Source organism: Asanoa hainanensis, assembly GCF_900188485.1.
GTDB classification, from domain to species: domain Bacteria; phylum Actinomycetota; class Actinomycetes; order Mycobacteriales; family Micromonosporaceae; genus Asanoa; species Asanoa hainanensis.
In genome coordinates this window covers 230,720-256,763 of the sequence record NZ_FZPH01000004.1, presented here as the reverse complement: position 1 = coordinate 256,763, position 26,044 = coordinate 230,720, and the positions used below count along the sequence as shown (strand labels likewise).

Annotated in this window: 28 protein-coding genes and 1 tRNA gene; 15 read left to right on the top strand and 14 right to left on the bottom strand. The window is 70.3% G+C overall.

Features of this window, described 5'->3' with window-relative positions:
* Positions 1-54 precede the first annotated feature (54 nt).
* A complete protein-coding gene (locus CHC05_RS42030; RefSeq protein WP_245870795.1) occupies positions 55-861 on the top strand; it encodes a G5 domain-containing protein in 807 nt (268 codons plus the stop codon).
* Between the two features lie 94 nt (positions 862-955).
* Here CHC05_RS42030 and CHC05_RS12235 read toward each other — a convergent pair.
* Both CHC05_RS12235 and CHC05_RS12230 read right to left on the bottom strand, forming a co-directional pair.
* Positions 956-1,030: transfer RNA gene (locus CHC05_RS12235), tRNA-Val, on the bottom strand.
* A 59-nt stretch (positions 1,031-1,089) separates the two neighbouring features.
* Entirely contained in the window at positions 1,090-1,623 is a 534-nt protein-coding gene (locus CHC05_RS12230; RefSeq protein ID WP_089247990.1) for a TIGR02611 family protein, read from the bottom strand.
* Positions 1,624-1,917: 294 nt separating this feature from the next.
* Here CHC05_RS12230 and CHC05_RS12225 point away from each other — a divergent pair, with 294 nt between their 5' ends.
* Positions 1,918-2,349: an SsgA family sporulation/cell division regulator gene (locus CHC05_RS12225; protein ID WP_089247988.1), complete on the top strand. Its 432-nt coding sequence runs from the start codon at positions 1,918-1,920 to the stop codon at positions 2,347-2,349.
* Positions 2,350-2,468: 119 nt separating this feature from the next.
* Here CHC05_RS12225 and CHC05_RS12220 read toward each other — a convergent pair whose 3' ends face one another.
* Complete coding sequence (locus tag CHC05_RS12220; RefSeq protein WP_089247986.1) at positions 2,469-3,074, bottom strand: TetR family transcriptional regulator; 606 nt, start codon at positions 3,072-3,074, stop codon at positions 2,469-2,471.
* Positions 3,075-3,131: 57 nt separating this feature from the next.
* On the opposite strand from CHC05_RS12220, the gene CHC05_RS12215 reads away from it, so the two are divergent.
* The 3 genes from CHC05_RS12215 (at position 3,132) to CHC05_RS12205 (ending at position 5,931) form a co-directional block, all read left to right on the top strand.
* Complete coding sequence (locus CHC05_RS12215; RefSeq protein ID WP_089247984.1) at positions 3,132-4,607, top strand: FAD-dependent monooxygenase; 1,476 nt, start codon at positions 3,132-3,134, stop codon at positions 4,605-4,607.
* A 90-nt stretch (positions 4,608-4,697) separates the two neighbouring features.
* Positions 4,698-5,531 (top strand): ChbG/HpnK family deacetylase, encoded by an 834-nt coding sequence (locus tag CHC05_RS12210; RefSeq protein ID WP_179266148.1) that lies wholly within the window; start codon positions 4,698-4,700, stop codon positions 5,529-5,531.
* Positions 5,503-5,931: a GNAT family N-acetyltransferase gene (locus CHC05_RS12205; protein ID WP_089247980.1), complete on the top strand. Its 429-nt coding sequence runs from the start codon at positions 5,503-5,505 to the stop codon at positions 5,929-5,931. The genes CHC05_RS12210 and CHC05_RS12205 overlap by 29 nt, the downstream gene beginning before the upstream one ends.
* Here CHC05_RS12205 and CHC05_RS12200 read toward each other — a convergent pair.
* The 3 genes from CHC05_RS12200 to CHC05_RS41425 are packed head-to-tail and all read right to left on the bottom strand — an operon-like array spanning position 5,921 to position 8,560.
* The gene (locus CHC05_RS12200) at positions 5,921-6,478 is read right to left on the bottom strand and encodes a nucleoside/nucleotide kinase family protein (protein ID WP_144022558.1); all 558 of its coding nucleotides are present in this window, start codon (positions 6,476-6,478) and stop codon (positions 5,921-5,923) included. The two genes, CHC05_RS12205 and CHC05_RS12200, sit on opposite strands and share 11 nt — an antisense overlap.
* On the bottom strand, positions 6,471-7,784 hold the full coding sequence (locus CHC05_RS12195) for a family 4 glycosyl hydrolase (protein ID WP_179266147.1): 1,314 nt from the start codon (positions 7,782-7,784) through the stop codon (positions 6,471-6,473). The genes CHC05_RS12200 and CHC05_RS12195 overlap by 8 nt, the downstream gene beginning before the upstream one ends.
* Positions 7,781-8,560: a hypothetical protein gene (locus CHC05_RS41425; RefSeq protein ID WP_179266146.1), complete on the bottom strand. Its 780-nt coding sequence runs from the start codon at positions 8,558-8,560 to the stop codon at positions 7,781-7,783. Before CHC05_RS41425 ends, CHC05_RS12195 begins: the two co-directional genes overlap by 4 nt.
* A gap of 195 nt (positions 8,561-8,755) precedes the next feature.
* Between CHC05_RS41425 and CHC05_RS12190 the strand changes: the two genes are divergently transcribed.
* The 3 genes from CHC05_RS12190 (at position 8,756) to CHC05_RS12180 (ending at position 11,403) form a co-directional block, all read left to right on the top strand.
* Positions 8,756-9,433: a PIG-L deacetylase family protein gene (locus CHC05_RS12190; RefSeq protein ID WP_089247973.1), complete on the top strand. Its 678-nt coding sequence runs from the start codon at positions 8,756-8,758 to the stop codon at positions 9,431-9,433.
* A 137-nt stretch (positions 9,434-9,570) separates the two neighbouring features.
* Positions 9,571-10,743, top strand: coding sequence for a hypothetical protein (locus tag CHC05_RS12185; RefSeq protein WP_144022557.1), 1,173 nt, complete (start codon positions 9,571-9,573; stop codon positions 10,741-10,743).
* 213 nt (positions 10,744-10,956) lie between these two features.
* A complete protein-coding gene (locus CHC05_RS12180; protein ID WP_245870794.1) occupies positions 10,957-11,403 on the top strand; it encodes a nuclear transport factor 2 family protein in 447 nt (148 codons plus the stop codon).
* Between the two features lie 82 nt (positions 11,404-11,485).
* Here CHC05_RS12180 and CHC05_RS12175 read toward each other — a convergent pair whose 3' ends face one another.
* Complete coding sequence (locus tag CHC05_RS12175) at positions 11,486-12,013, bottom strand: DUF4352 domain-containing protein (RefSeq protein ID WP_089247969.1); 528 nt, start codon at positions 12,011-12,013, stop codon at positions 11,486-11,488.
* A gap of 95 nt (positions 12,014-12,108) precedes the next feature.
* Here CHC05_RS12175 and CHC05_RS12170 point away from each other — a divergent pair, with 95 nt between their 5' ends.
* On the top strand, positions 12,109-13,896 hold the full coding sequence (locus CHC05_RS12170) for an N-6 DNA methylase (protein WP_089247967.1): 1,788 nt from the start codon (positions 12,109-12,111) through the stop codon (positions 13,894-13,896).
* An 11-nt stretch (positions 13,897-13,907) separates the two neighbouring features.
* On the top strand, positions 13,908-15,077 hold the full coding sequence (locus tag CHC05_RS12165; RefSeq protein ID WP_218824523.1) for a serine/threonine-protein kinase: 1,170 nt from the start codon (positions 13,908-13,910) through the stop codon (positions 15,075-15,077).
* 11 nt (positions 15,078-15,088) lie between these two features.
* On the opposite strand, the gene CHC05_RS12160 is transcribed toward CHC05_RS12165, so the two are convergent.
* Complete coding sequence (locus CHC05_RS12160; RefSeq protein ID WP_089247965.1) at positions 15,089-15,631, bottom strand: DinB family protein; 543 nt, start codon at positions 15,629-15,631, stop codon at positions 15,089-15,091.
* A gap of 56 nt (positions 15,632-15,687) precedes the next feature.
* On the opposite strand from CHC05_RS12160, the gene CHC05_RS12155 reads away from it, so the two are divergent.
* Both CHC05_RS12155 and CHC05_RS12150 read left to right on the top strand, forming a co-directional pair.
* Positions 15,688-16,263 (top strand): dienelactone hydrolase family protein, encoded by a 576-nt coding sequence (locus CHC05_RS12155; RefSeq protein WP_089247963.1) that lies wholly within the window; start codon positions 15,688-15,690, stop codon positions 16,261-16,263.
* Positions 16,264-16,283: 20 nt separating this feature from the next.
* On the top strand, positions 16,284-17,315 hold the full coding sequence (locus CHC05_RS12150) for a DNA glycosylase AlkZ-like family protein (protein ID WP_245870793.1): 1,032 nt from the start codon (positions 16,284-16,286) through the stop codon (positions 17,313-17,315).
* Positions 17,316-17,371: 56 nt separating this feature from the next.
* On the opposite strand, the gene CHC05_RS12145 is transcribed toward CHC05_RS12150, so the two are convergent.
* The 6 genes from CHC05_RS12145 to CHC05_RS12125 all read right to left on the bottom strand — a co-directional run bounded on the left by CHC05_RS12145 (position 17,372) and on the right by CHC05_RS12125 (position 21,974).
* Positions 17,372-17,692, bottom strand: coding sequence for an alpha/beta hydrolase domain-containing protein (locus CHC05_RS12145; RefSeq protein WP_144022556.1), 321 nt, complete (start codon positions 17,690-17,692; stop codon positions 17,372-17,374).
* Positions 17,693-17,816: 124 nt separating this feature from the next.
* A complete protein-coding gene (locus CHC05_RS43270) occupies positions 17,817-17,927 on the bottom strand; it encodes an alpha/beta hydrolase domain-containing protein (RefSeq protein ID WP_342745630.1) in 111 nt (36 codons plus the stop codon).
* The gene (locus tag CHC05_RS12140; RefSeq protein WP_089247957.1) at positions 17,891-18,589 is read right to left on the bottom strand and encodes an alpha/beta hydrolase domain-containing protein; all 699 of its coding nucleotides are present in this window, start codon (positions 18,587-18,589) and stop codon (positions 17,891-17,893) included. Before CHC05_RS12140 ends, CHC05_RS43270 begins: the two co-directional genes overlap by 37 nt.
* On the bottom strand, positions 18,586-19,944 hold the full coding sequence (locus CHC05_RS12135) for an aldehyde dehydrogenase family protein (protein ID WP_089247955.1): 1,359 nt from the start codon (positions 19,942-19,944) through the stop codon (positions 18,586-18,588). Before CHC05_RS12135 ends, CHC05_RS12140 begins: the two co-directional genes overlap by 4 nt.
* Positions 19,941-21,041, bottom strand: a complete 1,101-nt coding sequence (locus CHC05_RS12130) for a Zn-dependent alcohol dehydrogenase (protein WP_089247953.1) — start codon at positions 21,039-21,041, stop codon at positions 19,941-19,943. Before CHC05_RS12130 ends, CHC05_RS12135 begins: the two co-directional genes overlap by 4 nt.
* A gap of 3 nt (positions 21,042-21,044) precedes the next feature.
* Positions 21,045-21,974: a hydroxymethylglutaryl-CoA lyase gene (locus CHC05_RS12125; protein ID WP_245870792.1), complete on the bottom strand. Its 930-nt coding sequence runs from the start codon at positions 21,972-21,974 to the stop codon at positions 21,045-21,047.
* Positions 21,975-22,112: 138 nt separating this feature from the next.
* On the opposite strand from CHC05_RS12125, the gene CHC05_RS12120 reads away from it, so the two are divergent.
* The 3 genes from CHC05_RS12120 to CHC05_RS12110 are packed head-to-tail and all read left to right on the top strand — an operon-like array spanning position 22,113 to position 26,044.
* A complete protein-coding gene (locus tag CHC05_RS12120) occupies positions 22,113-22,775 on the top strand; it encodes a GntR family transcriptional regulator (protein WP_218824522.1) in 663 nt (220 codons plus the stop codon).
* Positions 22,772-23,974 carry a CaiB/BaiF CoA transferase family protein gene (locus CHC05_RS12115; protein ID WP_089247947.1) on the top strand — a complete coding sequence of 401 codons (1,203 nt, stop codon included), beginning with the start codon at positions 22,772-22,774 and terminating at the stop codon, positions 23,972-23,974. The genes CHC05_RS12120 and CHC05_RS12115 overlap by 4 nt, the downstream gene beginning before the upstream one ends.
* Positions 23,975-23,995: 21 nt before the next feature.
* A complete protein-coding gene (locus CHC05_RS12110) occupies positions 23,996-26,044 on the top strand; it encodes a hydantoinase/oxoprolinase family protein (protein WP_089247945.1) in 2,049 nt (682 codons plus the stop codon).

Genomic DNA, 26,044 nt, shown 5'->3' with positions numbered 1-26,044 from the left:
GGTTGGCTAGTCGGCCGCTGAATTTCTTGACCTGGGTTGGCGAGACTCTTGCGCGTGACGTACCAGCCTCAGCACGATCCGTGGAACGGCCAGCAACCGCCACCGCCGCCGTATCAGCCGGCGTACGGGGCACCGACGCCCCAGCCGGGGCCGCCCGCGCCGCCGTACCCGATGGCGGGATTCCCGTTCACACCTCCGGTGCGGAAGTCGTGGTGGGCGCGCCTTCCCACGTTGGGCAAAGCCGCGCTGATCGGCGGGGCCGCCGTGGTCCTGTGCTGTGGCGGACTCGCCACCGTGGGCGCCATCGCGGGCCCGCCCGACCCGGCACCCACCACGCGGGCGATCGGTGCCGCCGGCGAGCAGTCGTCGGCTGACGATGCGACCGGGTCTGCGTCACCGGCCAGCGAATCGGTGGCCGCAGCCGGAGACCCCTCGCCCACAGCGGAAGCACCACCCACGATCGAGAAGCGCACCGTCACCGAGACGGCGAAGATTCCTTACACCACCAGACGGATCAACGATTCGACTCTCGCCAAGGGCACCACAAAGGTGACCACCCACGGCGTCGCCGGAGTCAAGACCCTCACCTACGAAGTGACGCTGACGAACGGTGTGGAGACGGGCAAGAAACTCGTCCGCACCGTGATCACAAAAGCGCCCGTCACCCAGGTCACCCGCGTCGGCACCAAAGCGGCGAAGCGATGCGACCCGAACTACAGCGGCTGCGTACCCATCGCCAGCGACGTCGACTGCGCCGGCGGCAGCGGCAACGGCCCCGCCTACGTACAAGGACCGGTGCGGGTCATCGGCAGCGACATCTACGACCTGGACCGCGACGGCGACGGCATCGCCTGCGACTGACCAACCGTCGAGCCTCTCGAAGGCTAGTCCCATCGGAGACGGGAAAGAGGCCCGCCCCTCGATCGGGGCACTGGCCTCTGACCTGCGATTACTGTGGTGGGCGATACTGGGATCGAACCAGTGACCTCTTCGGTGTGAACGAAGCGCTCTCCCGCTGAGCTAATCGCCCTCAGCGCGGACGACAATACCTGATCCCGGCACCCTCGTGCACACCAGCCCCGCCGGGCGTCACCAGCCGAAGAAGTCTCGGGTTTCCTTGATCAGGTCGATGTCGAGGCTGACCTTGACCGACGCCCAGACGACGAAGGCCACGAAGACCAGGCCGACGGCGCCGACTACTAAGCGTAGTGGCCAGGGTTGGCGGGCTATCCAGGATGTCCAGGCTCGGACGTTGCGGCGGGTGAAGTTGAGGAGCTTTTTGGCCCACGTGAACTCGATGGCCCAAATCGCCAGTCCACCGATCACGATGAACCAGCCCGGGCCGGGTAGCGGTATGAGCAGAATACCCAGAGCGACCACCGCCAGGCCGGCAATCGCGACCGTTATACGGAGGATCATCCGTCCGGTCGGATTTGCCCGGATCAGGTCCAAGGTCTCGCCGACTCGGCCTCGGTGATGCGGTTCAGGGGCGGCAACCCCCGTTCGGGCCTCGTGTTCCGAATTTTCGGGCGGGCTACCCCGATCGAGCGTCACCCCGTGCCTCCGCTCCTCGTCCTCCCCAGTCGCCGCCGCAAGCTCCGCGCCGCTGCCCATTTGCTCCATTGAGGATGGTTTCATCGCCCAATCCACTCCGGCTCCGCCTCGGCCCGTCACTCAACGGGACCGCTCGACGTTACCGAACTAAGTCGACGTCTGAGCTACCCGACGCCGGACGGTGCGCAGCACCACAGCAAGTCGGGCATTATACGCATTTTGCTTGGCCTGTTGCGCAAGAACGCGCCGTCTTCCCACTACTGGGTGAGATCAGCGATTGACGGAGCGTAAGTAGAGCTATCACCTGAGTATGGGAAACGCGGGGCAAGCGCGTCCCGCAGCGGTGCCGGGGGGAGAACGTACATGAGTGTCATCCGACCGACGACCGTTGAGGTTGAAACCTCATTGCGGCTCGTCGCACCAGACGCCACCGCCTTGCCGGTGCGCGCCAGCCTGCGCTACGACCCAGCCGACCCGTACGCGGTCCACGTCCTGTTCCACGCGGATTCGGCCGGCGGCGAGGCGGTGAGCTGGTCGTTCGCCCGTGAGCTGCTCGTCACGGGCCTCGACGAGCCCGCCGGCATCGGCGACGTCCGGGTCTGGCCGTGGGCCACACCGCGGGGCGACTTCGTAGCGCTGGCGCTGTCGTCACCCGACGGGAACGCCCTGTTCGAGGTGCCGCGCAGCGTCCTGGTGCGGTTCCTGCGACGGACCTACGTCGTCGTCCCGCGCGGTCGCGAAACCGACCACCTCGACGTCGACGCGGCGGTCAACCGGCTGCTCGCCGGCCGGTAACTGACAACCGAGAAAAGCGCCGCGCGGATCTGCCGACTCCGCGCGGCGCCTTCTTTTTGACGATTCCGGGAATACGCACGACGGTGCTCGACCGGCTCCAAGGAGCCGCACTACCCCCATCAGCGGCCGAGCAACTGCCGCACCAGGGCTGCGCCCAACCACTCCCCGTAGCGATCCGCCGTCCACCCGCGTTCCACCACGAACGTGCGATAGATCTCGGGCAGCACCAGCGCCAGATAGATGGCCAGCCCGTCGTCGACACCCAGCCCCGGCACCAGATCCGCCTCGATCGCGGCCACGTGACGGCGAAACGCGCGTTCCCGGTTGCCGGCGATGGTGTGCAGATCGGCCGCGATGTCCGGGTCGGTCCGCGCCGCTTCCTGGTAGACCGCGATCACGTCGTACATCTCGGCGAACTGTCGTCGTTGGACGGTTGCGGCCATCCGCAGCCCGTCCGCCGGATCGGGCGCCGCCAGCGCCTCCTCGTGCGCCCGGTCGACGTCGAGCGCGGCCACGGCACCCCAGGCGATCACCCGGAGGATCTTCGCCTTGCCGCCGAACGCCGAGTAGATCGTCTGCGCCGGGATATCGGCAGCCTCGGCGATCGCCGCGATGGTCGTGGCGACGTACCCGTTGGTGGCGAACAGGTCCCGCGCCGCGGTGGCCACCTGTCGCTTGGTCGCTTCCGCCTGCCGCTGGCGGTGCCCCGACCGCTTGACATCCACCTCGGGAAGGTATCACTCTGTAGTTCATAGTCAGACTATGACGAGCGGAGTCGTGCTATGACGATTGAGGTTCCCGTCCTGATCGTCGGCGCCGGTCCGGCCGGGTTGACGTCGTCGCTGCTGCTCTCCGCACTGGGCGTCGACTCCCTGCTGGTCGAGCGCCGGGCCACGAGCTCGCCGCTGCCTCGGGCCCGCGGTGTGCACGCACGGGCGATGGAGATCCTCCGGGGCGTGGGCCTGGAAGCGGCTCTGCGCGCGGTCGAACTGCCGATTCTCCCGGGAGCGGAGTGGCGCGCCCGACTGTCCGGCCCGCCGTTGCGTGAGGACGTCCCCGGGCAACGGACCCGAGCGGCGACGAGCCCGTGCGAGGGCCTGTCGGTGGCGCAGGACGTCTTCGAATCAGTGCTGGCCGGACACCTGACGGCGCCGATCCGGCGCGGCGTCGCGCTGGAGAGCTTCACGACCGCCCCGGACGGCGTACGCGCCACCCTTCGCGACGTCGCGTCCGGCCACCGGGAGGCCGTGCACGCGCGCTGGCTGATCGCCGCCGACGGCGCACGCAGCGGCGTCCGGGAGCGGCTGGGCATCACCATGCAAGGGCCGGCCGATCTGGGCCGGCAATGGCTGGTCGCGTTCCGTGCCGATCTCACCGCCCGGACCGGTCCACGGCCCCGCGGCATCTACTTCCTGACCGAGAGCGGCGCCGCGCTGGTCTGGACCCACCCCGACCACCGCTGGATGATCAGCGTCCCGGACTCCGGTGGTCCCCCGGACGTGGCGGCCCTGCTCGGCGTTCCGGTCGAGGTGCTGGCCGGCAATCCCTGGACGGCCGCGGCCCAGACGGCGTCCCGTTATGCCGACGGCCCGGTGTTTCTCGTCGGCGACGCCGCGCACCGCTTTCCACCGGCCGGTGCGACCGGGCTGAGCGCCGCGATCCACGACGCGCACAATGTGGCCTGGAAGCTGGCCGCTGTCGCGCACGGGCACGCCGGCCCGGCATTGCTCGACAGCTATCGCACCGAACGGGAACCGGTCGGCGCCCGCAACGCCGGCGAGACCGGCGCGGCCTGGAGGCGGATCTTCGCCGGCACCGGTGCGCCCTTCGCCGGTCGGAGCCTGGCCCAGATCGACATGGGCTACCAGTACCGGTCCGCCGTGGTCACCTCGGACGGCACGCCCGAGGCGGACCCACCCGGCGCCGACTACGAGCCGACAGCCGCGCCGGGCTGCCGAGCCCCGCACCTGCCGCTCGGCGACGGGCGCTCCACACTCGACCTGTTCGGCCGTGAGCACACACTGCTGACCGCACCACCGGGCGACGGCTGGCGCACGGCAGCGGCAGCGGCCGGGCCCCGCCTCGGCATCCCGTTGTCCAGCCACGTCATCGCCGATCCGTCGTGGCCCACCGCATACGGCACCGGCCCGACGGGCGCCGTCCTCGTCCGCCCGGACGGCCACGTCGCCTGGCGCCATCCCGGCACAGGCGCCGGCAGCGAGCTGCTGGCCGCCCTCACCACCGCCATCGCACGCTGAGACCAGGCGCACGGATGAATGCGTACAAGATCGGGTCGACTTTGGTCCGTTTTGCTTGCCCGCCCCCAGTCGACCTGCCACCCTGCATCCATGAGGGAGCCCTCGGCAAAGCGCATCATCGTCAACGCCGATGACTACGGCTATACCCGCGGCGTTTCCGAGGGAATTCGTCGCGCGTTCGCCGAAGGTGTGCTGTCCTCCGCCACCGCGATGATGAACATGCCGGGCGTCGAGGACGACCTTCGGGAGGCCAAGGAAAAGACCCCCACGCTGCCGTTCGGGGTGCATCTCGTGCTCACCGCCGGCCGCCCGATCTCCGCGCCGCACGACGTTCCGTCTTTAGTGGACAGCGACGGCCTGTTCCACAGCCGGCAGGGCTTCTTCGACGCGTGCGACGACTACGCGATCGACGAGGTCGAGCTCGAATGGTCGAGGCAGATCGACCGGCTCATCGCGTGCGGCGTCGCGCCCGACCACCTCGACAGCCACCACCACACCTCGTACCTGCACCCCACCACGGCCCGGGCGATGCTCAACCTCGCGACGCGACTCGGGCTTCCGGTCCGCCGCCCGCCGGCTCCGCCCGAGGCGCACCCGGCCGTGCCGATGATGTTCGAGCAGGCGACCGTACGCATGCCCGACCTGTTCGTCGGTGAGCTGATGAAGGGCTCGTCGGCGGACAAGTTCGTCGCGCTGGCGCACGCCGTCCCGGCCGGCCGGTCGGCCGAGTTCATGGTGCACCCGGCCGTCGTCGACGACGAGCTCCTGCGGGTCAGCACCTACGCCGAGCCACGGGGTCCGGAGTTGACGACGCTGCTCGACCCGACGGTGTCGGCGTTCGCCGCTTCGGGGCAGATGGTGCTGGCGACCTTCGACCACCTCGAGGAGCGCAACCGTGGACGCGAGACGAGTCCGGCGGGCTGACGCCGGCGACGGACCCGACCTCGCCCGGTTGCTGTCCGCCTTCCTCGACGCCGGCACGGACGAGCGCGGCCACTCGCTCGACGCCGTCCTCGCCTCGGCGGACCACGTCGTGTTCGTCGCTGTCAGCGATGACGAGCTCGTTGGTTTCGTCACGGCCTCGTACCGCCGGGTCGCTCGGGAACCGCACCCCATCTGCGAGATCGACGAGTTGTACGTCAGCCCGCACGACCGGCGCGGCGGCCTGGCGAGCCGGCTCGTCGACGCCGTGGCCGAGGACGCGCGGAGCCGGCGATGCGCGCGCCTGTTCGTGGCCTCCAACAACAAACGCCGCGACGGCCACGCCTTCTACGCGCGGGTCGGCTTCGACCCGTACGGCGGGCATTTCCGGGTCAAGCTCTAGGCCGGCGCACCAGGGACGGCAACGGCAGCGCGGCCAGCTCGCCCGCGAGCTCGGCGAGCTTGCCCTCGTGGCTCACCAGGACCCGGTCGACCCGGTCCGCCACCGCTGGTTCGAAGAGCAGCCGCGACTCGAGCTCGGCGGTGAGCCGGCGTTGCCCACGACCGGCCGCGTCGAGCCGCGCTCCGAGGTCGAACGCGTCCGCGGTGATCCCGATCGCCACCCGCGCCACCGCGTCGAACGCGGCCAGCGACGACGGCAGCACGTCCGTGCCGTGCGGCAGCGGCGACTCGACGGCCGCCCGTACGTGTCGCCGCAGGATCGCGTAGTGGTGCCCGTGGAACTCGAAGCGGTAGAAGATGCTGCCGGCCCGGTCGGCGTCCTCGAACTCGCCCTGGCTGACCGAGATCCGGTCGCGCTCTCCATCCCTCGGCGCGCGGGTGGTAAGCCACGGCACCGTCACCCAACCGTGGTCGGCGACCAGTCGTTTGAGGCATTCCGAGCGGCCGACGCCGCTGGACCCGCACAGCAGCACGAGCATCTCAACCACGACTCCAGGACGCGAAGACCTCGGGCCAGGCGGCCACGGTGCGGGCGACGAACGAGGCGTTGGTGTCTGTGTCGGGCGTGAGCGGGTGCAGCTCCAGGGCCGCGACCAGACCGTCGACGTGCGCGGTGGTCAACGCCTCCAGGACCATGGCTTCGTACGCCGCGATCTGTTTGATCAGGGACGTCGCCCGCGGCGCCAGCGACGTCGGCACGATCTTGCGAACCCGCCGGTCCTGGAAGGCCACCGTGCATTCGATGCCGATGCCGGCGGGCAGGTGCGGTGCGACGTCGTTGGCCGTGATCGCGGTGACGAACCGTTCCCGGCCCAGGACGGCCCCCTCGATGACCCTGATCGCCGGCCCGGAATAGCCGTCGTCGTCGTTGAGCACCTGATCGCCACCCGACTCGAAGGCCCCGGCCATATAGGACCGTTTCCTGCGCGCGAGATAGGCCGTGTACGCCGAATAGGCCAGCTTCGAGTCGGCGCCGGCGGCTTTCAACTCCGCGCGGCAGGAGGCATTGAGTCGCTCTACCACCTCGGCCCTGGTTGACGTGGCCGCTCGTTGTGCCGCCATCGCGCGGGCGTGCAGGTCGTAGTAGTAGAGATATTCGTTGGCGAGGGCGCGGTAGCCGCGCGGCACGCTCGGCGGAAACCAGGGCTGGGCGATTTCCAGCAGGGCATCGTCGGCGAGCACCAACGGCAGTTCGTCGACACCGTCCCGCTCTATCGCATAGACCCACGAGAGATGGTTGAGCCCGTAGGCCAACACCCGGCCGGGCATCCCCAGTGCCCGGGCGCTTTTCTCGGCCGAGCTGCAGACGCCGTACACGGTGCGACCCGGCCTCCGCGCGAGACCGGCGGTGACGATGCCGGCCGGGTTGGTGAAGTTGACGAACACGCAATCCGGGTTTGCTGCCTCTATGCGTTGGACCAGCGCCTCGGCGGCGGGCAGGGCGCGGCAGGCGAACGCCAGGCCGGCGGCGCCGACCGTCTCGTTCGCCAGGTAGCCGAGTGCCTTCGCCCGCAGCTCGTCGGCCACCCGACCCTGCTCCAGCCCGGGGCGGATCGAGACGACGCAGCAGTCCGGGGCCGCCGCCTCCGCCACGCGGAGTTCGGAGGTCATCGTGATCCGGGCGTACGGGTGCGCGTCCTGGACGAAGGCGATCAGGGCCGCCAGCGACCGGGTGCGGTCCGGGCTCACGTCGTACAGGCAGATGTGCTCGAGGCTCAACGACTCCCAGCGGGCGACCAGCGACCCCAGCACGAGAGGTGTGGTGACGCCGACGCCGACCAGGAGCAGTTTCACGACTCGGCCACCTCCGGCGGCCGAGGCCCGGGTGGGACTGCGGCGGGTGCCTGGCGGGTCCCGGCCCGACCCATGATCCGCAGCGCGACCGTGCGGAGCTCGTCGACGTGCTCCTCCAGGACGCCTTCGAGGTCGCCCCGCGGTGCTTTGCGCAGGCGCTTGGCCGCGATCGGCCCGTGTACGCCCGTCCGGTCGCCCAGGTCGTGGAAATGGCCGGTCCAGATCGGAGTCGCGCGGCGGTCCGCGATCCGCGGCCTCAGTTGGATGAAGCCCGAGTACTGCGACGGAATGGGCTCCTTGCCGACGCCTTCGGCGCGCATAGCGAAAACTATTCCGAGTTCCTTGCCGCGCAACCAGACCGTGTCGCTGGTCCAGTCGCCACGGAAAAGCAGATCGTCCGGCTCGATGTAATAGGCGCGGGCGTCGTCGATCTTCATCTCGGCGGCGTCCTGCGAGAGCTTGAACCACCCGGCGATCGGGAACTCCTCGTCACCCGCCTGCGCGAGCAGCACATAGACCCAGGAACCCCGGCAGTTGTTCGATTTGGCGGTGATCCGCCAGCCGAAGTTGCGATAAAACCACTGCGCGACAACCGCGATGCCACCGACCACCGCCGGAACGAAGATCCCGACGACGACTTCCTGCCCGAATGAGTCTTCCCGAAACCCCAGCGCGGCGGCGATGTCGATCGCCAGATTGTTGAGCTGAAGATTCCACACCGCGACGATCGCGATAACCACGAAGGAGATCTCAATCGCACGGTTCTTCTTGGACATGCGGCGATCGTAGAGTCTGACCAGACACTGTGGAAGCGCTGCGTGTGCGACTGACTGCGGTGCGTTTCACCCTTGGGTATGATTTGCCAGACTAAGCGTGGTCTTGCGGGGTTCCCGTGGCTTCCGGCAAGGCTCTAGAGGCCATGGATCTCGATCTTTAGAGTGAAAGACACCCTAGCCGGCCGAGGAGCGACCATGAGCGTCCTGATCTTCGCACCGCACCCGGACGACGACCTGATCGGCTGCGGCGGCAGCATAGCGAAGCACCTGGCCAACGGTCGCGCCGTGCACGTGGTTTATATGACCAGCGGCAACGCCGGCAGCCGGGTGATCGACAAGGCGTCGCTCGCGCAGATTCGCGAGGAAGAGGCGACGCGCGCGGCGGACCTTCTCGGTGTAAAAAACCTGACCTTCCTGCGCCACGACGACGGCTATCTCAAAGACACGCCGGAACTAGCCGAACGAATGATCAATCTGGTACGCGAACACCGGCCGGAATACGTCTATCTACCGCACGAGGACGACGGCCACCCGGACCACCAGGAAACGCACCGCCTGGTAGTCAAGGCGCTGGCGCAAGCCGCGGGCCCATGGTTCCAGGGCACGAAAGGCGACCCCTGGGCCGTGCCGACAGTGTTGGCGTACGAGGTCTGGACCCCGCTGAGGCACGTGTCCTACCTGGAAGACATCACCGAGGTGGCAACTCTGCTGCGCCAGGCTCTCGAATGCCACAAGTCCCAACTAGGCGAGATCGACTACTGGGCAATGGCATACGGCCTGGCCCAATACCGCGGCGTAACCATCGCCCCGGGCCGCCTCGCCGAAGCGTTCACGGTCATCAGCTCACCAACCTCCTCCTTCACGGCGAAGTAGCGGATGGTCGGACCCCATTCGCCGGGTCCAGGTCGTTCGTCCGGCCAGCCGCTCGATGGGATTCCTACCACCCATCCAGCAATAAACGGACGATCGCCTGCTGTTAGTGGTTTGATGCGGTCTGTGACCATGTCCGTGTGACCGAAGAGGACAGCAGCGGGCGGCATCGCCGTAGCTGGCCTGTGGCGCTGACCAGCTTCTTGCTTGGCAGCGCCTCCGGCCTTGCGATCGAGCTTCTGGGGAATGACACGGCAACCGCGATTCGTGCCCTTGCCGTGTCGGTCGGCTTGGCCGCGCTGCTGACTGCGGCAACGAGCCTTCGCCGAATTCCACCTCGTGCCCGGATCGCCCGATATGGTGTCGGCTTCCTGCACGTGTCCGGTCTTGCCGCCTTGATCACCGCCGCCTCCGGGCCACCGGGCCTGACGCCGTACGCGATCTTCATTGCCGTCGCGTTTGCCGGAGCCACGCTTCTTGTCGCCACCGACGTCGAGGCGAGACTCGCGATCGCCCTTGCGGCGGCGCTCATCGGCTTCGGCGCGGCACTTGTCAGCCTCGGGATCTCCGCGTTCAGCGAGGGCGACGTGCTCGCCGGGGTCCTCTGTCTCGGCTTTGGCTTGTCGGGTGTCAGCGCTGGAATCACCACGTTGGTCGGCCCGGCGCCGCTGCAGGGGGTGTCAGCTCTGTGTGCCGGGATAACGTTCGGCATCGCGGGAGTCGCACTCCTGGCCGGCCGTGGCGACTCTGACTTCGGTGTCCCCCTTCTCGGCCTTGGCTTGGCGAGCGCCACCCTCGGTGTTTCGGTCATGATCGATTCCGGCCGGGCCCACGCTGTCGGACAGATCGGGGCCGGCGCGGTACTCGCCGGAACCGGCGTGATGCTTGTCACCCGCAGTGACCTCGCGCTCGGTCTGCCTGTTCTTACCAGCGGCCTGTCGCTTGTCGGCCTCGCCATCTTCGGGCTGATCGGCCGACGGTCGCTCGCGAGTCTGACATTCGTCGTCAACGGTGTGTCGCTTGTCGCGATGGGAGCTCTCTGGTCGCGCGAAGGCGCGCTCCTCCTCGCGGTGGCGTACATGGGCTTTGGGCTGGCGGGGGCCAGTTGGGGAGTCGTCTCCTTCATAGACAATGGTGGCATCTCTGGTGTGAAGCGGTGGCTCATGGCGGAACCGAGCCACCACCAGTCGAAGGGCCCGATCTACGAACTGACCGCGGGGAATTCTGGAGATGGGTCTTTGTCCATCCCCGCTCAGACTGACGAGCATGGAGCGCCCGGGCAGCGCTTGCCGGCTCCTCGCCCTGACCGATGACCAGGTCAGGTCTTTTGGATCGCCCAAGTTGAGGCTCCGGACGGTCGACGTGCGGTTCGCGGACAGCCATGAACGCGTTACGCGCCATCGGCGCCGCATCGCCCTGCTCGAACCGCTGGACGAACATGTCGAAGCTCATGCGAGGACGCTAGCGCCGAGGGCCAGAACGGGCCTCCGGGCGTTGAGGAGACGCTCTTCGCTATGGTGCCGCCGATGGAGACCGGCATGAGCACCCCACGCGAAACTTTCCTTCGACTGGTGAACGGCGTTTGCGACGGTCCGTACGAGGACCTGGCCGACCTGTATGCCGAAGAAACCCATGTCACGCATCCGTTCCACCCGCTCGGCCCGCCGCCGCTGCGCAGCCGCGGTGAGCTGCACGAGCACTTCACCGCTCCGCCTACGGTCCCTCGGACGCTGAACCGCAAGCCGGTCGACATCAGGATTCATGAAACCGCCGACCCGGAGGTGATCGTCGCCGAGTTCGCCTATCAGGGGCGCGTCGAAGAGACAGGCGAGGCGTTCACCGTGCCGTGCGTCTTCGTGATGCGCATCCGCGACGGGCTCATCATCGAGTCGCGTGACTACATCGACCACATCGCCAGCGCGCGGGCCTGGGGTCAACTCGACAGCTTGCTGGCCGCACTTCGTCCGCGATGAGCAAGAGCCCCGCCGTGGGAGGTAGGCGGGGCTCTTGGCTTGCGGGACGGTCACGTCGCCTGGATCGCTGCCGCCAGAAACCTCAGCCCAGCTGCACCGTGACGCCGCCCGAGAAGGGGGAGTCGTGCAGTTCGAGCTTCGTGAGCTTTGCCTTCTTCGGGATGTCGAAGACGACTACGCCGGTGACCTTGTTGCCCGGGTTGATCTCGTTGAACAGGGTTTCCGTGTTCTTGTTCGCGTAGATGGCGGCGCCTGAGTCCGCCGAGTATTCGACGTCGTCCGCGCCGAAGGCCTTCTGGCTGCTGTCGCTGAAGGTCTGCGGCTTGTCGCCGATGTTCTTCACCGTGATGGTCACCAGGCAGAACTGGCCCTGGGCCTGCTCGTTCAGGTATTTGTCGCCGACCGACGCCACACCGCACTTCGGTGCCTTGACCGTGAACTCGAACTTCCCGTCGCGGGCGGCCTCGCCCACCTTCGCGGTCTTTGCCGCCTCCTCTTCGCCGCCCGCGTCGGCTTCCGCAGCGCCGCCCGACGCGGTGCTCGAGCCCGCCCCGCAGCCAAGGGCCAGCAGTCCACCAACGACGAGGGCGAAAAAGGTCGTCTTGCGCATGGTTGTTCCTCCCGGTTGAAGTCGAGGTCAATGAGAGCATCATCTGTGAACCATGTCAACGCGAGGGATACTTGACGTCTGTGTACACTCCTTACGTGCCCGACAACGCGAAGGTCACCGCTACCGAGATCGCCCGCCTGGCCGGGGTTGGGCGGGCCGCCGTCAGCAACTGGCGCAAGCGGCACACCGACTTTCCGGAGCCCGTGGGCGGCACGGCGAGCAGTCCCGAGTTCGACCTGACCCAGGTCGAGGAGTGGCTGCGCGACCAAGGGAAGCTGCCCGAGGTGTCCGTCGAGGACCGGGCCTGGGCGCGGCTCGCCGCCACCGGCAGCGACATCGCCGCCAACCTCGGCGCGGTCGGCGAGCTGCTGCTTGCCCACCAGCGCGGCGAGAAGCACGGCAACCAGCTCCTCGTGCTCCCCGAGATCGCCGACCTGCTCCACGGGCGCCGCGCCGAGGTGGTCTTCGAAGAGCTGTGGCGGCGGTTCGCGCAGACCCAGGCCTGGCGTGTCGGGCTCACCCCCGAGGCGCTGTCGGACCTGATGGTCGGGCTCGCCGATCCCAAGGGCGGCACGCTGTTCGACCCGGCCTGCGGTGCTGGCAGCATCCTGCGCGCCGCCGTCCGCTCCGGCAGCACCGTCGTCCACGGGCAGGAGATCGACGCGGGCCTCGCCCACCTGGCGGAGATGTGGGTCGGGTTGGGCGGCGTGCGGGGAGAGGTGCGGGCCGGCGACTCGCTGCGCGCGGACTCGTTCCCGGAGCTTCGGGTCGACGCGGTCGTGTCGAACCTGCCATTCGGTGATACCAACTGGGGACACGACGAGCTGGGATACGACCCCAGATGGGAGTACGGCGCACCGCCGCGCACCGAACCCGAGCTCGCCTGGGTTCAGCACGCGCTCGCGCACCTGCGGCCGGGTGGCTCCGCGGTGGTCCTCATGCCCCCGTCGGCGGCGAGCCGGCGCGCCGGCCGGCGGATCCGGTCCGAGCTCCTGCGGCGCGGCGCACTGCGCGCGGTGATCTCGCTGCCCGCCAAGGCCGCGGCGCCGCACAGCATCCCGCTGCACCTGTGGGTGTTGCGGCGGCCGGAAGGACAGGCCCCGGCCGCGGCGGCCGCGCTGCTCGTCGACGCGGGGGACGGCGAGGCGTACGAACGGATCGTCGCCACCTACCGCGCCTTCGAGCGGGCCGAGCCGGTCGACGAGCCGGGGTTCGCCCGGGCCGTGCCGGTGATCGAGCTGCTGGACCAGGACGTCGACCTCACGCCGGCCCGCCGCCAGCCGGCCGCGAGCGCCGTGGCCGACGCGGCCGACTTCGCCGGAGCGCGCGCGTCGATGCTGACCCTGCTCGCCCGCGCGGCCGAGGTGGTGCCGGACCTCGCGGTCGCCGACGATCCCGTCGCGCCGCCGACGGTCTCGGTGAGCGACCTGGCCAAGTCCGGTGCGCTGCGGATCCTCGGCCCGGTGCGCCCGACCGGGGGCGAGGCCACGCCGATCGCGCTCGAGCCGGGCGACGTGCTCGTGCCGACGGTGGCACGCCACCTCACCGCCCGGGTCGTCGGCGAAGCGGGCGGTGAGCTGGGCGTGAACCTGTTGCTGCTGCGCACCGACCCGGACGCGCTGGACCCGTGGTTCCTGGCGGGCCAGATCGGCAGCGTCGCCAACGAGCGGCAGGCGGCCAGCGCGTCCGGGGCCTACCGGTTCGACGTGCGCCGAGCGCAGATCCCCCGGCGTCCGTTGGACCAGCAGCAGCGGCTGGGCGAGGCGTTCCGCCGGCTCGCGGTGTTCGAGGAGGTCGTGCGGCAGACCACGACGGCCGGCACCGACCTGGTGCGCACCGTGCGTGAAGGACTGGCCGGCGGCGCTCTGCACCCGGCGCCGTAGAAGGAGAGGTTGTGTCCGCGCGCACTGTCGTCAGTGGTCGCTACGAGCTCGACGCGTTGCCGGTCGCCAAGGGCGGGATGGGCGAGGTGTGGTTCGGGCACGACACCCGCCTCGACCGGCCGGTCGCGGTCAAGTTCGTCCGGTTCCCGCAGGGTGAGCCGGACGCCCAGCTGATCCGCCGGTTCGTCCGCGAGTCCCGCATCGCGGCGCGGCTGGAGCATCCCGGCGTGCCTGCCGTGTACGACGCCGGCGTCCACGATGGACGCCCGTTCCTGGTGATGCAGCGTATCCACGGCATCAGCGTCGCGGACCTGATCGCCGAGCTGGGCCGGTTGCCGGTGGGCTGGGCCACGGCGATCGCCGCGCAGGCCTGCGCGGTGCTGGCGGTCGCGCACGCGGCCTCGCTGGTCCACCGCGACCTGAAGCCGAGCAACCTGATGCTGGAGCCCGACGGCGGCGTCAAGGTGCTGGACTTCGGCCTGGCCATGGCGATCGACCTCGCCGACTTCTCGACGATCACCAACTCCGGCCAGGTCCTCGGCACGCCCGCGTACATGGCGCCGGAACAGATTCTCGGCGGGTTGAGCGGGCCGGCCAGCGACCTCTACGCCCTGGGTTGCACGCTGCACGAGATGCTCTGCGGTGAGCCGGTGTTCGCCGGGTCGACGACCTACGCGCTGATGGACAAGCAGGTCGACGAGGAGCCGGTGGCGGTGCGGACACTCCGCCCCGACGTGCCCGCCGCACTGGGCGAGCTGGTGCTGCGCCTCCTGGAGAAGAAGCCCGAGGACCGGCCGGCGAGCGCCGCCGAGGTGCACGAGCGGCTGCTGCCGTACGCCGTAGAGCTCGTGCCCCTGCCCGGAATTCTCCAGCCGCCGTCGGCGGCGAGCCCGGTCCGGATGTACGCCAAGGTGCTCGGCCGGGTGTTCGGCACCGCGGCGCCGCCGGCCGCACCGCCCGCGGTGCCGGTGCCGAGGACGGCGCCACCGGTCAGTGGCGACCTGGCCGAGGCGCGCAGGCTGATCGCGCAGTCCCGCTACAGCCAGGCCGCGGACGTGCTGGGCGCTATGGTCGGGCACGCCGGCCCGGACACCGCGCTGCGCCAGGAGTACGCGGACCATCCCGCCGTCACCGGAACCGCCGAGATCCTCGCCGGTCTGCGCCGCACCGACGGCCCGTGACGGCCATCCCGTCAAGCCTCGTCGGCGGGGTCCTCGCCGACCAGGCCGTCGATCGACTCGCGGATGAGGTCGGCCTGGCCGACGTGGCGGGCGTACTCCTCGACCATGTCGATGAGGTGGCGGCGCAGGCTGGCCCTGCGGCCGTCCGGCCAGGTGGCGGCCCCGGGGAAGTCCAGGCCGCCTTCCGCCAGGGCCTGCGCGACCAGCACGCGCGAGCGGGCCACCGCCGACTCCCAGAGCGCCATCAACTCCGTCGGCGAGTCCGCGGCCGCCGAGTGCCACTCCCAGTCCTCGTCGAGCTCCCAGCCGCTGGCGAAGGGCTCACCCACCGGGCGGCCGAACAGCTTCATCGAGAACGTGTGCTCCTCGACCGCGGCCAGGTGCTTCAACAAGCCACCCAGCGTCACGGTGGACGGACCCAGGGTCGCGCGCAAACCCGCGGCGTCGAGGCCGCCGCATTTCCAGGCGATGTAGCCACGCTGCCGTTCCAGCGCTCCGAGCAAGGTGTCGACCTCGTTGCCGGCGGCCGGTGGTCCGGTGAGATGTTCAGACATATGGCCGAGGCTAGCCGCGGGCAGCGCATCGGCGTGAACCCATCTAGGGTGGCGAAATGGCTGAAGTTGTGCTGTTCCATCACGCGCAGGGTCTGACCGCGGGCGTCACCGGCTTCGCGGAGGCGTTGCGCGCCGCCGGTCACACCGTGCACACGCCGGACCTCTACGAGGGCAACACCTTCGACACCCTGGACGAGGGCCTGTCGTACGCGCAGAAGGTCGGCTTCGACACCATCCTCGACCGTGGCGTGGCCGCGGCCGGCGACCTGCCCGCCGACGTCGTCCACGCCGGGTTCTCGCTCGGCGGCATGCCCGCGCAGCTGCTCGCGCAGACCCGCCCGAGCCGGGGCGCGCTGCTCTTCCACACCAGCATCACCCCGACCGAGTTCGGCCCCGGTTGGCCGGCCGAGGTGCCCGTGCGGATCCACGCCATGGAGAACGACCCGTTCTTCGCGGAGGAGGGCGGCGACATCGACGCGGCCCGCGCGATCGTGGCCGCGGCCACCGACGGCGAGCTGTTCCTCTACCCGGGCGACCAGCACCTGTTCACCGACGTGAGCCTGCCGTCGTACGACGCCGAAGCCACCGCCCTGGTGCTCCGGCGGACGCTGGAGTTCCTCGCGAGCCGATGAGAACGCATCGACTATCCATCGTGGAGGCTCGCCGGATCGCCGTCCGCGCGCAACTGCTGGACGACGTTCGCCCGGCGGGCCTCCTGGATACGGTGCGGCACCTGACGTTGCTCCAGATCGACCCGACCGCCGCCGTCGCGCCGACCGCCGATCTGGTGGCGTGGAGCCGGCTCGGCGCCGCCTACGCCCCGGCGGACCTGGTCGGTGCCTTGGCGAAACGGGATCTGGTCGAGCTGACCGCCACCATCCGTCCGGCCGAGGATCTGGCGCTCTACCGCGCCGAGATGAGCGAGACGCAGCACCGCCGCGAGTGGGTGCTCGCCAACGACGCCTGTCGCCGGGACATCCTGGCCCGCCTGACCGCGGAGGGGCCGCTGCCGTCGCGCGTCCTGCCGGACACCTGCGCCGTGCCCTGGCGGTCGACCGGGTGGAGCAACGAGCAGAACGTGACCCGGCTGCTGGAGGCGATGTCCGTGCGGGGCGAGGTCGCGGTGGCCGGGCGGCTCGGCCGCGACCGGCTGTGGGACCTGGCCGAGCGGGTCTACCGGGACGAACCCGCGATCCCGCTCGACGAGGCGCTGCGCCGTCGCGACTCGCGCCGGCTGACCGCGCTGGGGATCGCCCGGGCGAAGACCACGAACGTCCCGATCGAGCCGTACGACGTCGGCGAGGCCGGCGAGCCCGCGGTGGTCGAGGGCGTGAAGGGCACCTGGCGGGTCGATCCGGCCCAGCTCGACCAGACCTTCACCGGGCGGACCGCGCTGCTGTCGCCGTTCGACCGCCTGATCCACGACCGGCGGCGGCTGCTAGAGATCTTCGGCTTCGAGTACGGGCTGGAGATGTACAAGCCGGCCGCCAAGCGCCGTTGGGGCTACTACGCCCTGCCGATCCTGCAGGGCGACCAGTTGGTCGGAAAGCTCGACGCGGCCGCCGACCGCAAGGCCGGCGTGCTGCGCGTGCATGCCGTGCACCAGGACCTGCCGTTCGACCGGGCGGCCGTCGACGAGGAGATCGCGGCGCTCGCCGGATGGCTCGGCCTGGTGCGGGCCTGAAGGCGGTGGCTCAGGTGGGACGTCGCCTGGACGAACCACCTGAGCCGAAGCCCTGCCTACTTGCCGATGCGGGAGTGGGCCGCCTCGCGTTTGATGGTCTTCGCGTCCGCGGGCAGTAGGTAGCCGTCGCGGACGTTCTGGTCTGTCACGTGGTTGACCTTCGACACGTACGAGCCGTGCGTCGGGTAGAGGGCGTCCAGCACCGCCGGGCTGAACGGTTCGTAGTTGCCGAAGATGGAGCAGAAGAAGCCCGGGCTGTTCGGGCTCGCGTTGACCGCCGTCGGGACCGCGACCGCCGCCAGCCGGATGCCGCCCGTGGCGATGCCGAAGCTGTCGCGGGCCAGCGTCGCCCCGCGCGGACCCGTCGTCGACAGCACGTCCAAGGCACGTCCTGGAACGTGCCCAGGTCCGGTACTGCACCGGGTTGATGCCCGGGGCGTGCGGTGACAGGTAGTCCTCACCGATCATGTCGAAGTCGGCGTGCGCGGTGCCCGCCACCTCCTACGTGCGCAGCACGCTGGAGTCGGGCTGGCGGTTCTGGGCGTGGCCGATGACGGCGACGTCCGTCTCGGTGGTCAGCTTGAAGACGGGTGTCGCGAGGTCGGTGCGCACGACCAGGTTCGGCTCGGCGCGCCGTTGAGGATGAAGCCGTCCGCGAGCCCGTGCAGCGGGTGGATGGCGTTGAAATACTGCGTCAGCTTCGAGGCCGACTGCGACTCGCCGCCGGCGATCACCTTCGACGCCCGCAGGCTCCCCAGTGGACGGACGCCGCGCGGCGAGCGGACGGCCTGCGGCGCCTGGGAGTAGATGTCCCAACCGAGCGTGTCCGCGGCCACGTCCAGGCCGCCGTAACGGGACGGGCTCCACGACTTCAGCGCGTTGATGCCGAGGGTCTGGGCCGAGACGCCGACCCACGCGTAGCCGGCCCGCATGATGTGCTCGGGGAACCGGAACCAGTCGGCCTCGACGTCGAAGCCCATGGTCACGTTGTACCACTCCACGAAGACCGTGCCGTTGAAATCCCGCGCGGAAGCGGGGCGCCGAACCACCATTCGGCTGGTGTACGCGTGCCCGCCTTCGATCACCGACGCGGTCGTCCGCTGGCCGTTGACGACGGTGTACGTGTTGGCCGTACCCGAGAAGAAGAACTCCTCCTCGACGTAGCCGTGGCCGCGCAGGTCGAACTGTGACTTGAAGAAGGGATAGTCGCCAAGGCGTCCGGTGGCCCGCACCGGCCCGGTGACGACCGGGTTGGGTAGCCCTCCCAGGCTCACAGTTGGATCGACTTGGTCTCGAAGAACTCGTCCAGGCCGTGACGCCCGAGCTCACGGCCGTTGCCGGACTGGCCGTAGCCGCCGAACGGGGCCAGGGGGTTGAACCGCGCGCCGTTGACGTCGACCTGCCCGGTCCGCAGCCGCCGGGCGACAGCGAGGGCCCAGTCCGGGTCGCCGGACCACACGGCGCCGGCCAGGCCATAAGGGGTGCCGTTGGCGATCGCGACCGCGTCGTCGGTGTCGGAGTACGGGATGACGGACAGCACCGGCCCGAAGATCTCCTCCTGGGCGATCGGGGAGTCCCGGTCGACGTCCGCGAAAACGGTGGCACGGCAGAAGTACCCACGGTCGCGCAGGCGCCCGGGTCCGCCCGTCACGGCGACAGCAGAAGCGGACGACAGATAGCCCTGCACCCGCTCGAACTGGGCCGCAGACGCCAGCGGACCGAGCCGCGGCTCCATCGCCACCGCGAACTCACCGGCCAGGGCGGCCGCCTCGTCGTGCAGGGCGGCAGGCACCACGAGCCGGGTCCAGGCGGTGCAGGTCTGCCCGGAGTTGAGGAACGCGTTGCTGACCGTCGTCTTCACCGCGCGGGTCAGGTCGGCGTCCGGCAGCACCACGCTCGCGGACTTGCCGCCGAGCTCCAGCGCCACCCGCTTGACCGTGTCGGCCGCAGCGTGGGAGACCAGCTTGCCCGCGGCGGTCGAGCCGGTGAACGAGATCATGTCGACGTCCGGGTGGGCGGCCAGCGCGGCACCGACGACCGGACCGGTGCCGACCACCACGTTGAGCACGCCCGACGGCAGGCCCGCGCCGGCGAACACGTCGGCGAGCAGCAGGGCCGCGGACGGCGCGAGCTCGCTGGGTTTGAGCACCACCGTGCAGCCGGCCAGCAACGCCGGGCCGACCTTGGCCATCACCTGGTGCAGCGGGTAGTTCCAGGGCGTGATGGCGCCGACCACGCCGATCGGCTCCCGCACGACGAGCGAGTGCCCGATCCGTTCGTCGGGCGCGGCGGCCAGGCCGAGGAGCCCGTCGAGCACGGCCAGTGGGGTGCCGACCTGCACCGCGTCGGCGATCTTCGGTGGGCAGCCCATGTCGCGGGTGATCAAGGCGGCGAACTCGGACCGGCGGGCCTCGATCGCGGACCAGACCCTCCCCAGGATCGCCACCCGGTCCGCGACCCGCCAACCCGGCAGGGCGGCGCGGGCCGCGGCCACCGCGAGGTCGACCTCGGCCGGGCCCGCCAGGGCCAGGGTGGCGAACGGCTCCTCGGTGGCCGGGTCGACCAGCGTCAGCGCGTCGTGCCCGACCGGAACCCAGGCGCCGTCGACGAAGGCGCTGTCGTACTTCATGTGTCCATCTCCAGCACGGTGCGGACGCCGGCGCCCTGGCGCAGGTCGTCGAGAGCGAGGTTGACGTCGGCGAGCGGCCGGCGACCCGTGACCAGGCCGGCCAGGTCGAGCCGGCCGGCCCGCCAGAGGTCGAGGATCCGGGGGAAGTCGCGATGGGGGTTGGCGGAGCCGAGGTAACAGCCGACGAGCTTCTTCTCGTAGAAGGCGTGTACGAGCGCGCGTACGTTCACGGTGTCCGATGTGGAGGGTATGCCGACCATGACGGTGGTGCCGCCGTTGCGGGTCGCCTTCAGCAGCGTCTCCACCACGGCGCCGCGGCCGACGGCGTCGAACGCGAAGTCCGCGCCCCGGCCGGCGGTCAGCGATCGGGCCAGCTTGTCGATCGGCTCAGAGACCGGGTCGGCCACGTGCGTCGCGCCCAGCCGGAGCGCCTCGGCCCGGCGCGCCGCGTTCATGTCGGCGGCCAGGATCGTCGTCGCGCCGGCGATGACCGCCGCCTGCACGATCGACAGCCCGACCGCGCCCAGCCCGCTGACCACCACCGAGGCGCCGATCGGCACGCGGGCCGTGTTGAGCACGGCGCCGACGCCGGTCTGCACCGCGCAGCCGATCACGGCCGCGATCTCGGTGGGCATGTCGTCGGGGATCCGCACCGCGGCCTCGACCGGCACGACGGTCCGCTGCGCGAAGGCGGCCAGCACGAGGCCGCGCCGCACGGGCGCGCCCTGCCACGACAACCGGGTGGAGCCGTCCGGGTACGCGCCACCGACCAGGCCGGCGAACCGCTGGCACAAGGTGCGCTCGCCGTTGGCGCACCAGTAGCAGCGCCCGCACGACGGCGCCATGGTCAGCACGACCTTGTCGCCCGGCCGCAGGTCGGCGACGTCCGGGCCGACCGCGGCGACCACCCCGGCCGCCTCGTGACCCAGGATGACGGGCAGCCCGGTGCGCAGCGAGCCGTCGAGGTAGTGCAGGTCGGAATGGCAGACACCGCAGTGCGCGATGTCCACCAGCACCTCGCCGGCCCGCGGCTCCTCCAGCTCAACCTCGTCGACGATCAGGGGAGCGTCGACCGAAGTCATGATCGCGGCAAGCACGGGTCAGAGCCTCCGTTCCGGTGAGAGGCCCGCGGGGAAGTCGCCCGCGCGGCCGAGCAGCGCGGGGAGCACGATGCCGAGCTCGCCGCCGATCAGGGCCGCCGCCGAGACCAGGGCGGCCAGGTCGAGGCCCGTAGCGACACCCGAGCGGCGCAGTGCGTACGCCAGGTCCTCGGTGGCGATGTTGCCGGTCGCCGCCGGTGCGAACGGGCAGCCGCCGATGCCGCCGGTGCTGCTGTCCAATGCGGACGCTCCGAGGGCGACAGCGGTGAGCGCGTTGGCGTACCCGGTGTTCCGGGTGTTGTGGAAATGGAAGCGGAGCGGCAGGTCGGTGGTGACCGCGCGGACCTCGGCGACGAGGCGCGCGACGTCACTCGGCACCCCCACGCCGATCGTGTCGGCCAGCGCGATCTCGTCAGCGCCGGCGTCGACACACGAACGCACCAGCGCACCGACCGCCGCCGGGTCGACCTCGCCCTCGAACGGGCAGCCGAAACTCGCGCCGACCGTGGCGGTCACCCGCAGCCCGGACGAACGAGCCCGCGCGCTGATCGAAGAAAACGACCGGAGGCCTTCGAGAACCGACATCCCCTGGTTCCGTTGGCTGAACGTCTCCGTGGCGACGACCACGACGTTGACCTCGTCCACGCCCGCCGCGAGCGCCCGGTCCAGGCCCCGCTCGTTGACCACCAGTCCGATGTACCGAACGCCGTCGCCACGCGGGACCCCGGCCATCACCTCCTCGGCGTCCGCCATCCGCGGCACCCGTTTCGGGTGCACGAAGCTGGTCGCCTCGATCCGTCGTGCGCCGGCCGCGACCAGCGCTTCGATGTATGCAATCTTCGCTGCGGTGGAAACAAGGGTGCGCTCGTTCTGCAGCCCGTCGCGCGGGCCGACCTCGACGATCTCCACGGCGCTCCCCGCAGCGTCCACCAGGGGACGTTCGGAAGGCATGGCTCTGTCTAACACTCCAGCGACATGTATGCAATCAGCAAGATTTATTGGCTCGGACCCTTGTCCGAGCCTGGCGACATCGACTAGATGTATGCAACTAGCGAACGGAGGCCACAAGTGACGGCAGCTAGCGACCGCGCGGTCGACCAGCTTCGCGAGCGGATTCTCGGCGGGGAGTACGTGCCCGGCGAGCGGCTCGGCGAGGTGGAGCTCGCGGAAAAGCTGGGCGTCAGCCGGACTCCGGTCCGGGAGGCGTTGCGTCGCCTGGCGGCGGAGGGACTCGTCGACATCACGCCCAACAAGGGCGCTCGGGTGATCGACTACCCGCGGCAGGACCTCGAGAAGATCTTCGAGATCCGCGCGCACGTGGAGGGTCTGGCCGCCCGCAGCGCGGCCGAGACCGCGAGCATGGCCGACATCGACCGGCTCGACGAGCTCGCGACCGTGCTCAAGGAACGGTCCGAGGCCGGCGATCTCGACGAGGTCTACCGCCTCAACGCCGCTTACCACGCGACGCTCAACGGCCTGGCCGGCAGCGCCGTGCTGACCAGCACGGTCGGCCACCTGATCCACAGCGCCGTGCTGCTGCGCACGCTGCACTCGTTCGACCCGGCGGCGCGGCAGCGCAGCGTCAACCACCACCTGGAGATCGTGGCCGCCTTGCGCGCCCGGGACCCGGACTGGGCGGAGGCCGTGATGCGCGCGCACCTGCTCTCGGCGCGGGCATCGCTGCTCGGTGCCCGCCGCCGCGACGAAGAGAACCTTGAGGAGAACGCATGACCGAACGCACCATGCCACTGAGCGACGTCCGTGTCGTCGAGCTTGGCCAGCTCCTCGCCGGCCCGTTCTGCGGCCAGTTGCTCGGCGACTTCGGGGCCGAGGTCATCAAGCTGGAGGACCCGCGCAAGGGCGACCCGATGCGGCAGTGGGGTCGCGAGAAGCCCTACGGCAAGTCGCTGTGGTGGCCGGTGGTGGCCCGGAACAAGAAGTCGGTGACCTGCGACCTGCGTACGCCCGAGGGCCAGGACCTGGTCCGCGAGCTGGTCAAACACTCCGACGTGCTGCTGGAGAACTTCCGGCCCGGCACGCTGGAGCGCTGGAACCTCGCGCCGGAGCAGCTCTGGGAGATCAACCCGCGGCTGGTGGTGACCCGGGTGACCGGCTACGGCCAGTCCGGCCCCTACGCGCAGCGGGCCGGCTTCGGCTCGATCGGCGAGGCGATGGGCGGCATCCGGTACGTGACGGGTTCGGCCGACGAGGCCCCGTCCCGGGCCGGCATCTCGCTCGGCGACTCCCTCGCCGCCATCCACGCCACCCTCGGCACCCTGGTCGCGCTGCACGAGCGGGACCGGTCGGGCCGGGGTCAGGTGGTCGACGCGGCGATCTACGAGTCGGTGCTGGCGATGATGGAGTCGATGCTGCCGGAGTGGCAGCTCGCCGGCTACCAGCGCGAGCGCACCGGCCCGGTGCTGCCGAACGTGGCGCCCAGCAACGTCTATCCCACCAAGGGCGGGGAGAGCGTGCTGATCGCCGCCAACCAGGACACCGTGTTCGGGCGGCTGGCCGCGGTGATGAACCGGCCCGAGTTCACCGCCGACGCGCGGTTCGCCACGCACAGCGCGCGCGGTGAGTACATGGCCGAGATCGACGCCCTGATCGCCGAGTGGACCGCCGACCAGGACCCGGACGAGCTGCTCGAGGCGTTGCACCAGGGCGGTGTCCCGGCCGGCCGGATCTACCGCGCCAAGGACATGTTCGCCGACCCGCACTTCGCCGCCCGGGACGCGATCGTCAACGTCGATGATCCGGACCTCGGCGAGATCGCCATGCAGAACGTGTTTCCCAAGCTCTCCGCGACACCCGGGCAGGTCCGATCCACGGGACCGGCGCTCGGTTCGAACAACGACGACATCTACCGGGGCCTGCTGGGCCTGCGCGACGACGAAATCAGCCGGCTGCGCGCTGCCGGCGTCATCTGAGAAGCGAGAGGAGCAACGAGCATGCGCTACCGACTCGGCGTCGACGTCGGCGGTACGTTCACCGACGTCCTGCTGATCGACGAAGACAGCGGGACCTCGTTCCGCGCCAAGACCCCGTCGACGCCGCACGACCAGTCGGTCGGTGTGCTGACCGGGATCGAGAAGGTCTGTGCCGCGGCGGTCACGTCGCTGGACTCGATCGAGCAGGTGCTGCACGGCACCACCGTGGCGACCAACGCGATCCTCGAAGGCAAGGGCGCCCGGGTTGGCCTGGTCACCACGGCCGGCTTCCGCCAGGTGCTGCAGATCGCCCGCTCGTTCGTACCCGGTGGCCTCGCGGGTTGGATCATCTGGCCCAAGCCCGAGCCGCTCGCGCCGCTGGAGCACACCGTCGAGGCGGTCGAGCGGATCGGCGCCGACGGCGAGGTGATCGTCCCGCTCGACGAGGACGACATCCGCGCCAAGCTGCGCAAGCTCGGCGCCGACGGCATCCAGGCGCTGGCGATCGCGCTCATCAACTCCTATGTGGATGGACGGCACGAGGAACGGGTCGCCGCGATCGCGGCCGAGGAACTGCCCGGCGTGCCGGTGTCGGTGAGCTCCCGGGTGCTGCCCGAGCTCCGCGAGTACGAGCGGACCATCACCACGGTCGCCAACGGGTACGTGCAGCCGCAGGTCACCACGTACCTGGAGAACCTGCTCAACAAGATCGACAAGAAGCTGTACATCCTGCGCAGCGACGGCGGCCTGGCCAGCGCCGCGGCGGCCGCCGCGAACCCGGTCTCGCTGCTGCTCTCCGGCCCGGCCGGCGGGGTGACCGGCGCGGTGTGGGCGGCGAACCAGGCCGGCTACACCGACCTGCTCACCTTCGACATGGGCGGCACCTCGACCGACGTGGCCCTGGTCGAGAAGGGCCTGCCCCGGGTCGGCCGGGAGACCCGGGTCGGCGACCTCACGGTCCGCTCGGCCTCCGTCGACGTGCGCACGGTCGGCGCGGGCGGCGGCTCGATCGCCCACGTTCCCGAGCTGACCAAGGCGTTGCGGGTCGGCCCGCAGTCGGCGGGCGCGGCGCCCGGCCCGGCCGCGTACGGCGCGGGCGGCCTGGACCCGACCGTCACCGACGCCAACGTGGTGCTCGGCTACCTGCCGACCGAGCTCGCCGGCGGCGAGATCTCGCTCGACCGGGCCGCCGCCCGCACCGCCGTGCAGCGGGTGGCCGACGCGATGGGCCTGCCCAGCGCCGAGGCGGCCGCCGCCGGCATCGTCGACATCGTCAACGAGAACATGTTCGGCGCGCTGCGCCTGGTCTCGGTGCAGCAGGGGTACGACCCGCGGGACTTCGCGCTCGTCGCGTTCGGCGGCGCGGGCCCGTTGCACGCCAACGCGCTCGGCAAGCTCACCGGCGCGTGGCCGGTCATCATCCCGCCGTCGCCCGGCGTCCTCTGCGCCTACGGTGACGCGACGACCAGCCTGCGCGACGAGGCGGCCCGCACCTACATCCGGCGGTTCTCCGAGCTGTCCGACGACGAGCTGCGCGGCATCTTCGAGGACCTGGCCGAGTCGGCGTCGGCCACGGTCGAGGCCGAGGGCGTGGCCCGGGCCGACCAGACGATCACCTACCAGGTCGACATCCGCTACCACGGCCAGGGTTTCGAGATCACGGTCCCGGCGCAGATCAAGGACTTCGACGGTGCGGGCGCCGGGCTCGCGGCGCTCGGTGCGGCGTTCGACGCCGAGCACGAGCGGCTGTTCTCGTTCCTGCTCAAGAACGAGCACGAGCTGGTCAGCATCCGGGCGGCGGTCTCCGGGCCGCGTCCGTTCGTGCAGGCGACGACGCTGCCGGAGGGCGGTGCCGACGCCACGGACGCGGTGCGCACGACCACCGACATCTTCGTCGACGGCGCGACGGTGAGCGCCACCGTCTACGACCGGGCCAAGCTGCGCGCCGGCAACGTGGTCAGCGGCCCCGCGATCGTCACCGAAATGGACTCCACCACGCTCGTGCTCCCCGGCCACGCGGCCACGGTGCACCCGAGCGGCAGCCTGCTGATTCGACCCGTGGAGAACTGA

Coding starts and splice junctions, on each gene's coding strand:
- CHC05_RS12175 (WP_089247969.1), bottom strand. CDS start 12,013: ATGCGCAAGACGACCTTTTTCGCCCTCGTCGTTGGTGGACTGCTGGCC.
- CHC05_RS12135 (WP_089247955.1), bottom strand. CDS start 19,944: ATGAAGTACGACAGCGCCTTCGTCGACGGCGCCTGGGTTCCGGTCGGG.
- CHC05_RS12190 (WP_089247973.1), top strand. CDS start 8,756: ATGAGCGTCCTGATCTTCGCACCGCACCCGGACGACGACCTGATCGGC.
- CHC05_RS12115 (WP_089247947.1), top strand. CDS start 22,772: ATGACCGAACGCACCATGCCACTGAGCGACGTCCGTGTCGTCGAGCTT.
- CHC05_RS12215 (WP_089247984.1), top strand. CDS start 3,132: ATGACGATTGAGGTTCCCGTCCTGATCGTCGGCGCCGGTCCGGCCGGG.
- CHC05_RS12230 (WP_089247990.1), bottom strand. CDS start 1,623: ATGGAGCAAATGGGCAGCGGCGCGGAGCTTGCGGCGGCGACTGGGGAG.
- CHC05_RS12160 (WP_089247965.1), bottom strand. CDS start 15,631: ATGTCTGAACATCTCACCGGACCACCGGCCGCCGGCAACGAGGTCGAC.
- CHC05_RS12225 (WP_089247988.1), top strand. CDS start 1,918: ATGAGTGTCATCCGACCGACGACCGTTGAGGTTGAAACCTCATTGCGG.
- CHC05_RS12210 (WP_179266148.1), top strand. CDS start 4,698: ATGAGGGAGCCCTCGGCAAAGCGCATCATCGTCAACGCCGATGACTAC.
- CHC05_RS12180 (WP_245870794.1), top strand. CDS start 10,957: ATGGAGACCGGCATGAGCACCCCACGCGAAACTTTCCTTCGACTGGTG.
- CHC05_RS12155 (WP_089247963.1), top strand. CDS start 15,688: ATGGCTGAAGTTGTGCTGTTCCATCACGCGCAGGGTCTGACCGCGGGC.
- CHC05_RS41425 (WP_179266146.1), bottom strand. CDS start 8,560: ATGTCCAAGAAGAACCGTGCGATTGAGATCTCCTTCGTGGTTATCGCG.
- CHC05_RS12110 (WP_089247945.1), top strand. CDS start 23,996: ATGCGCTACCGACTCGGCGTCGACGTCGGCGGTACGTTCACCGACGTC.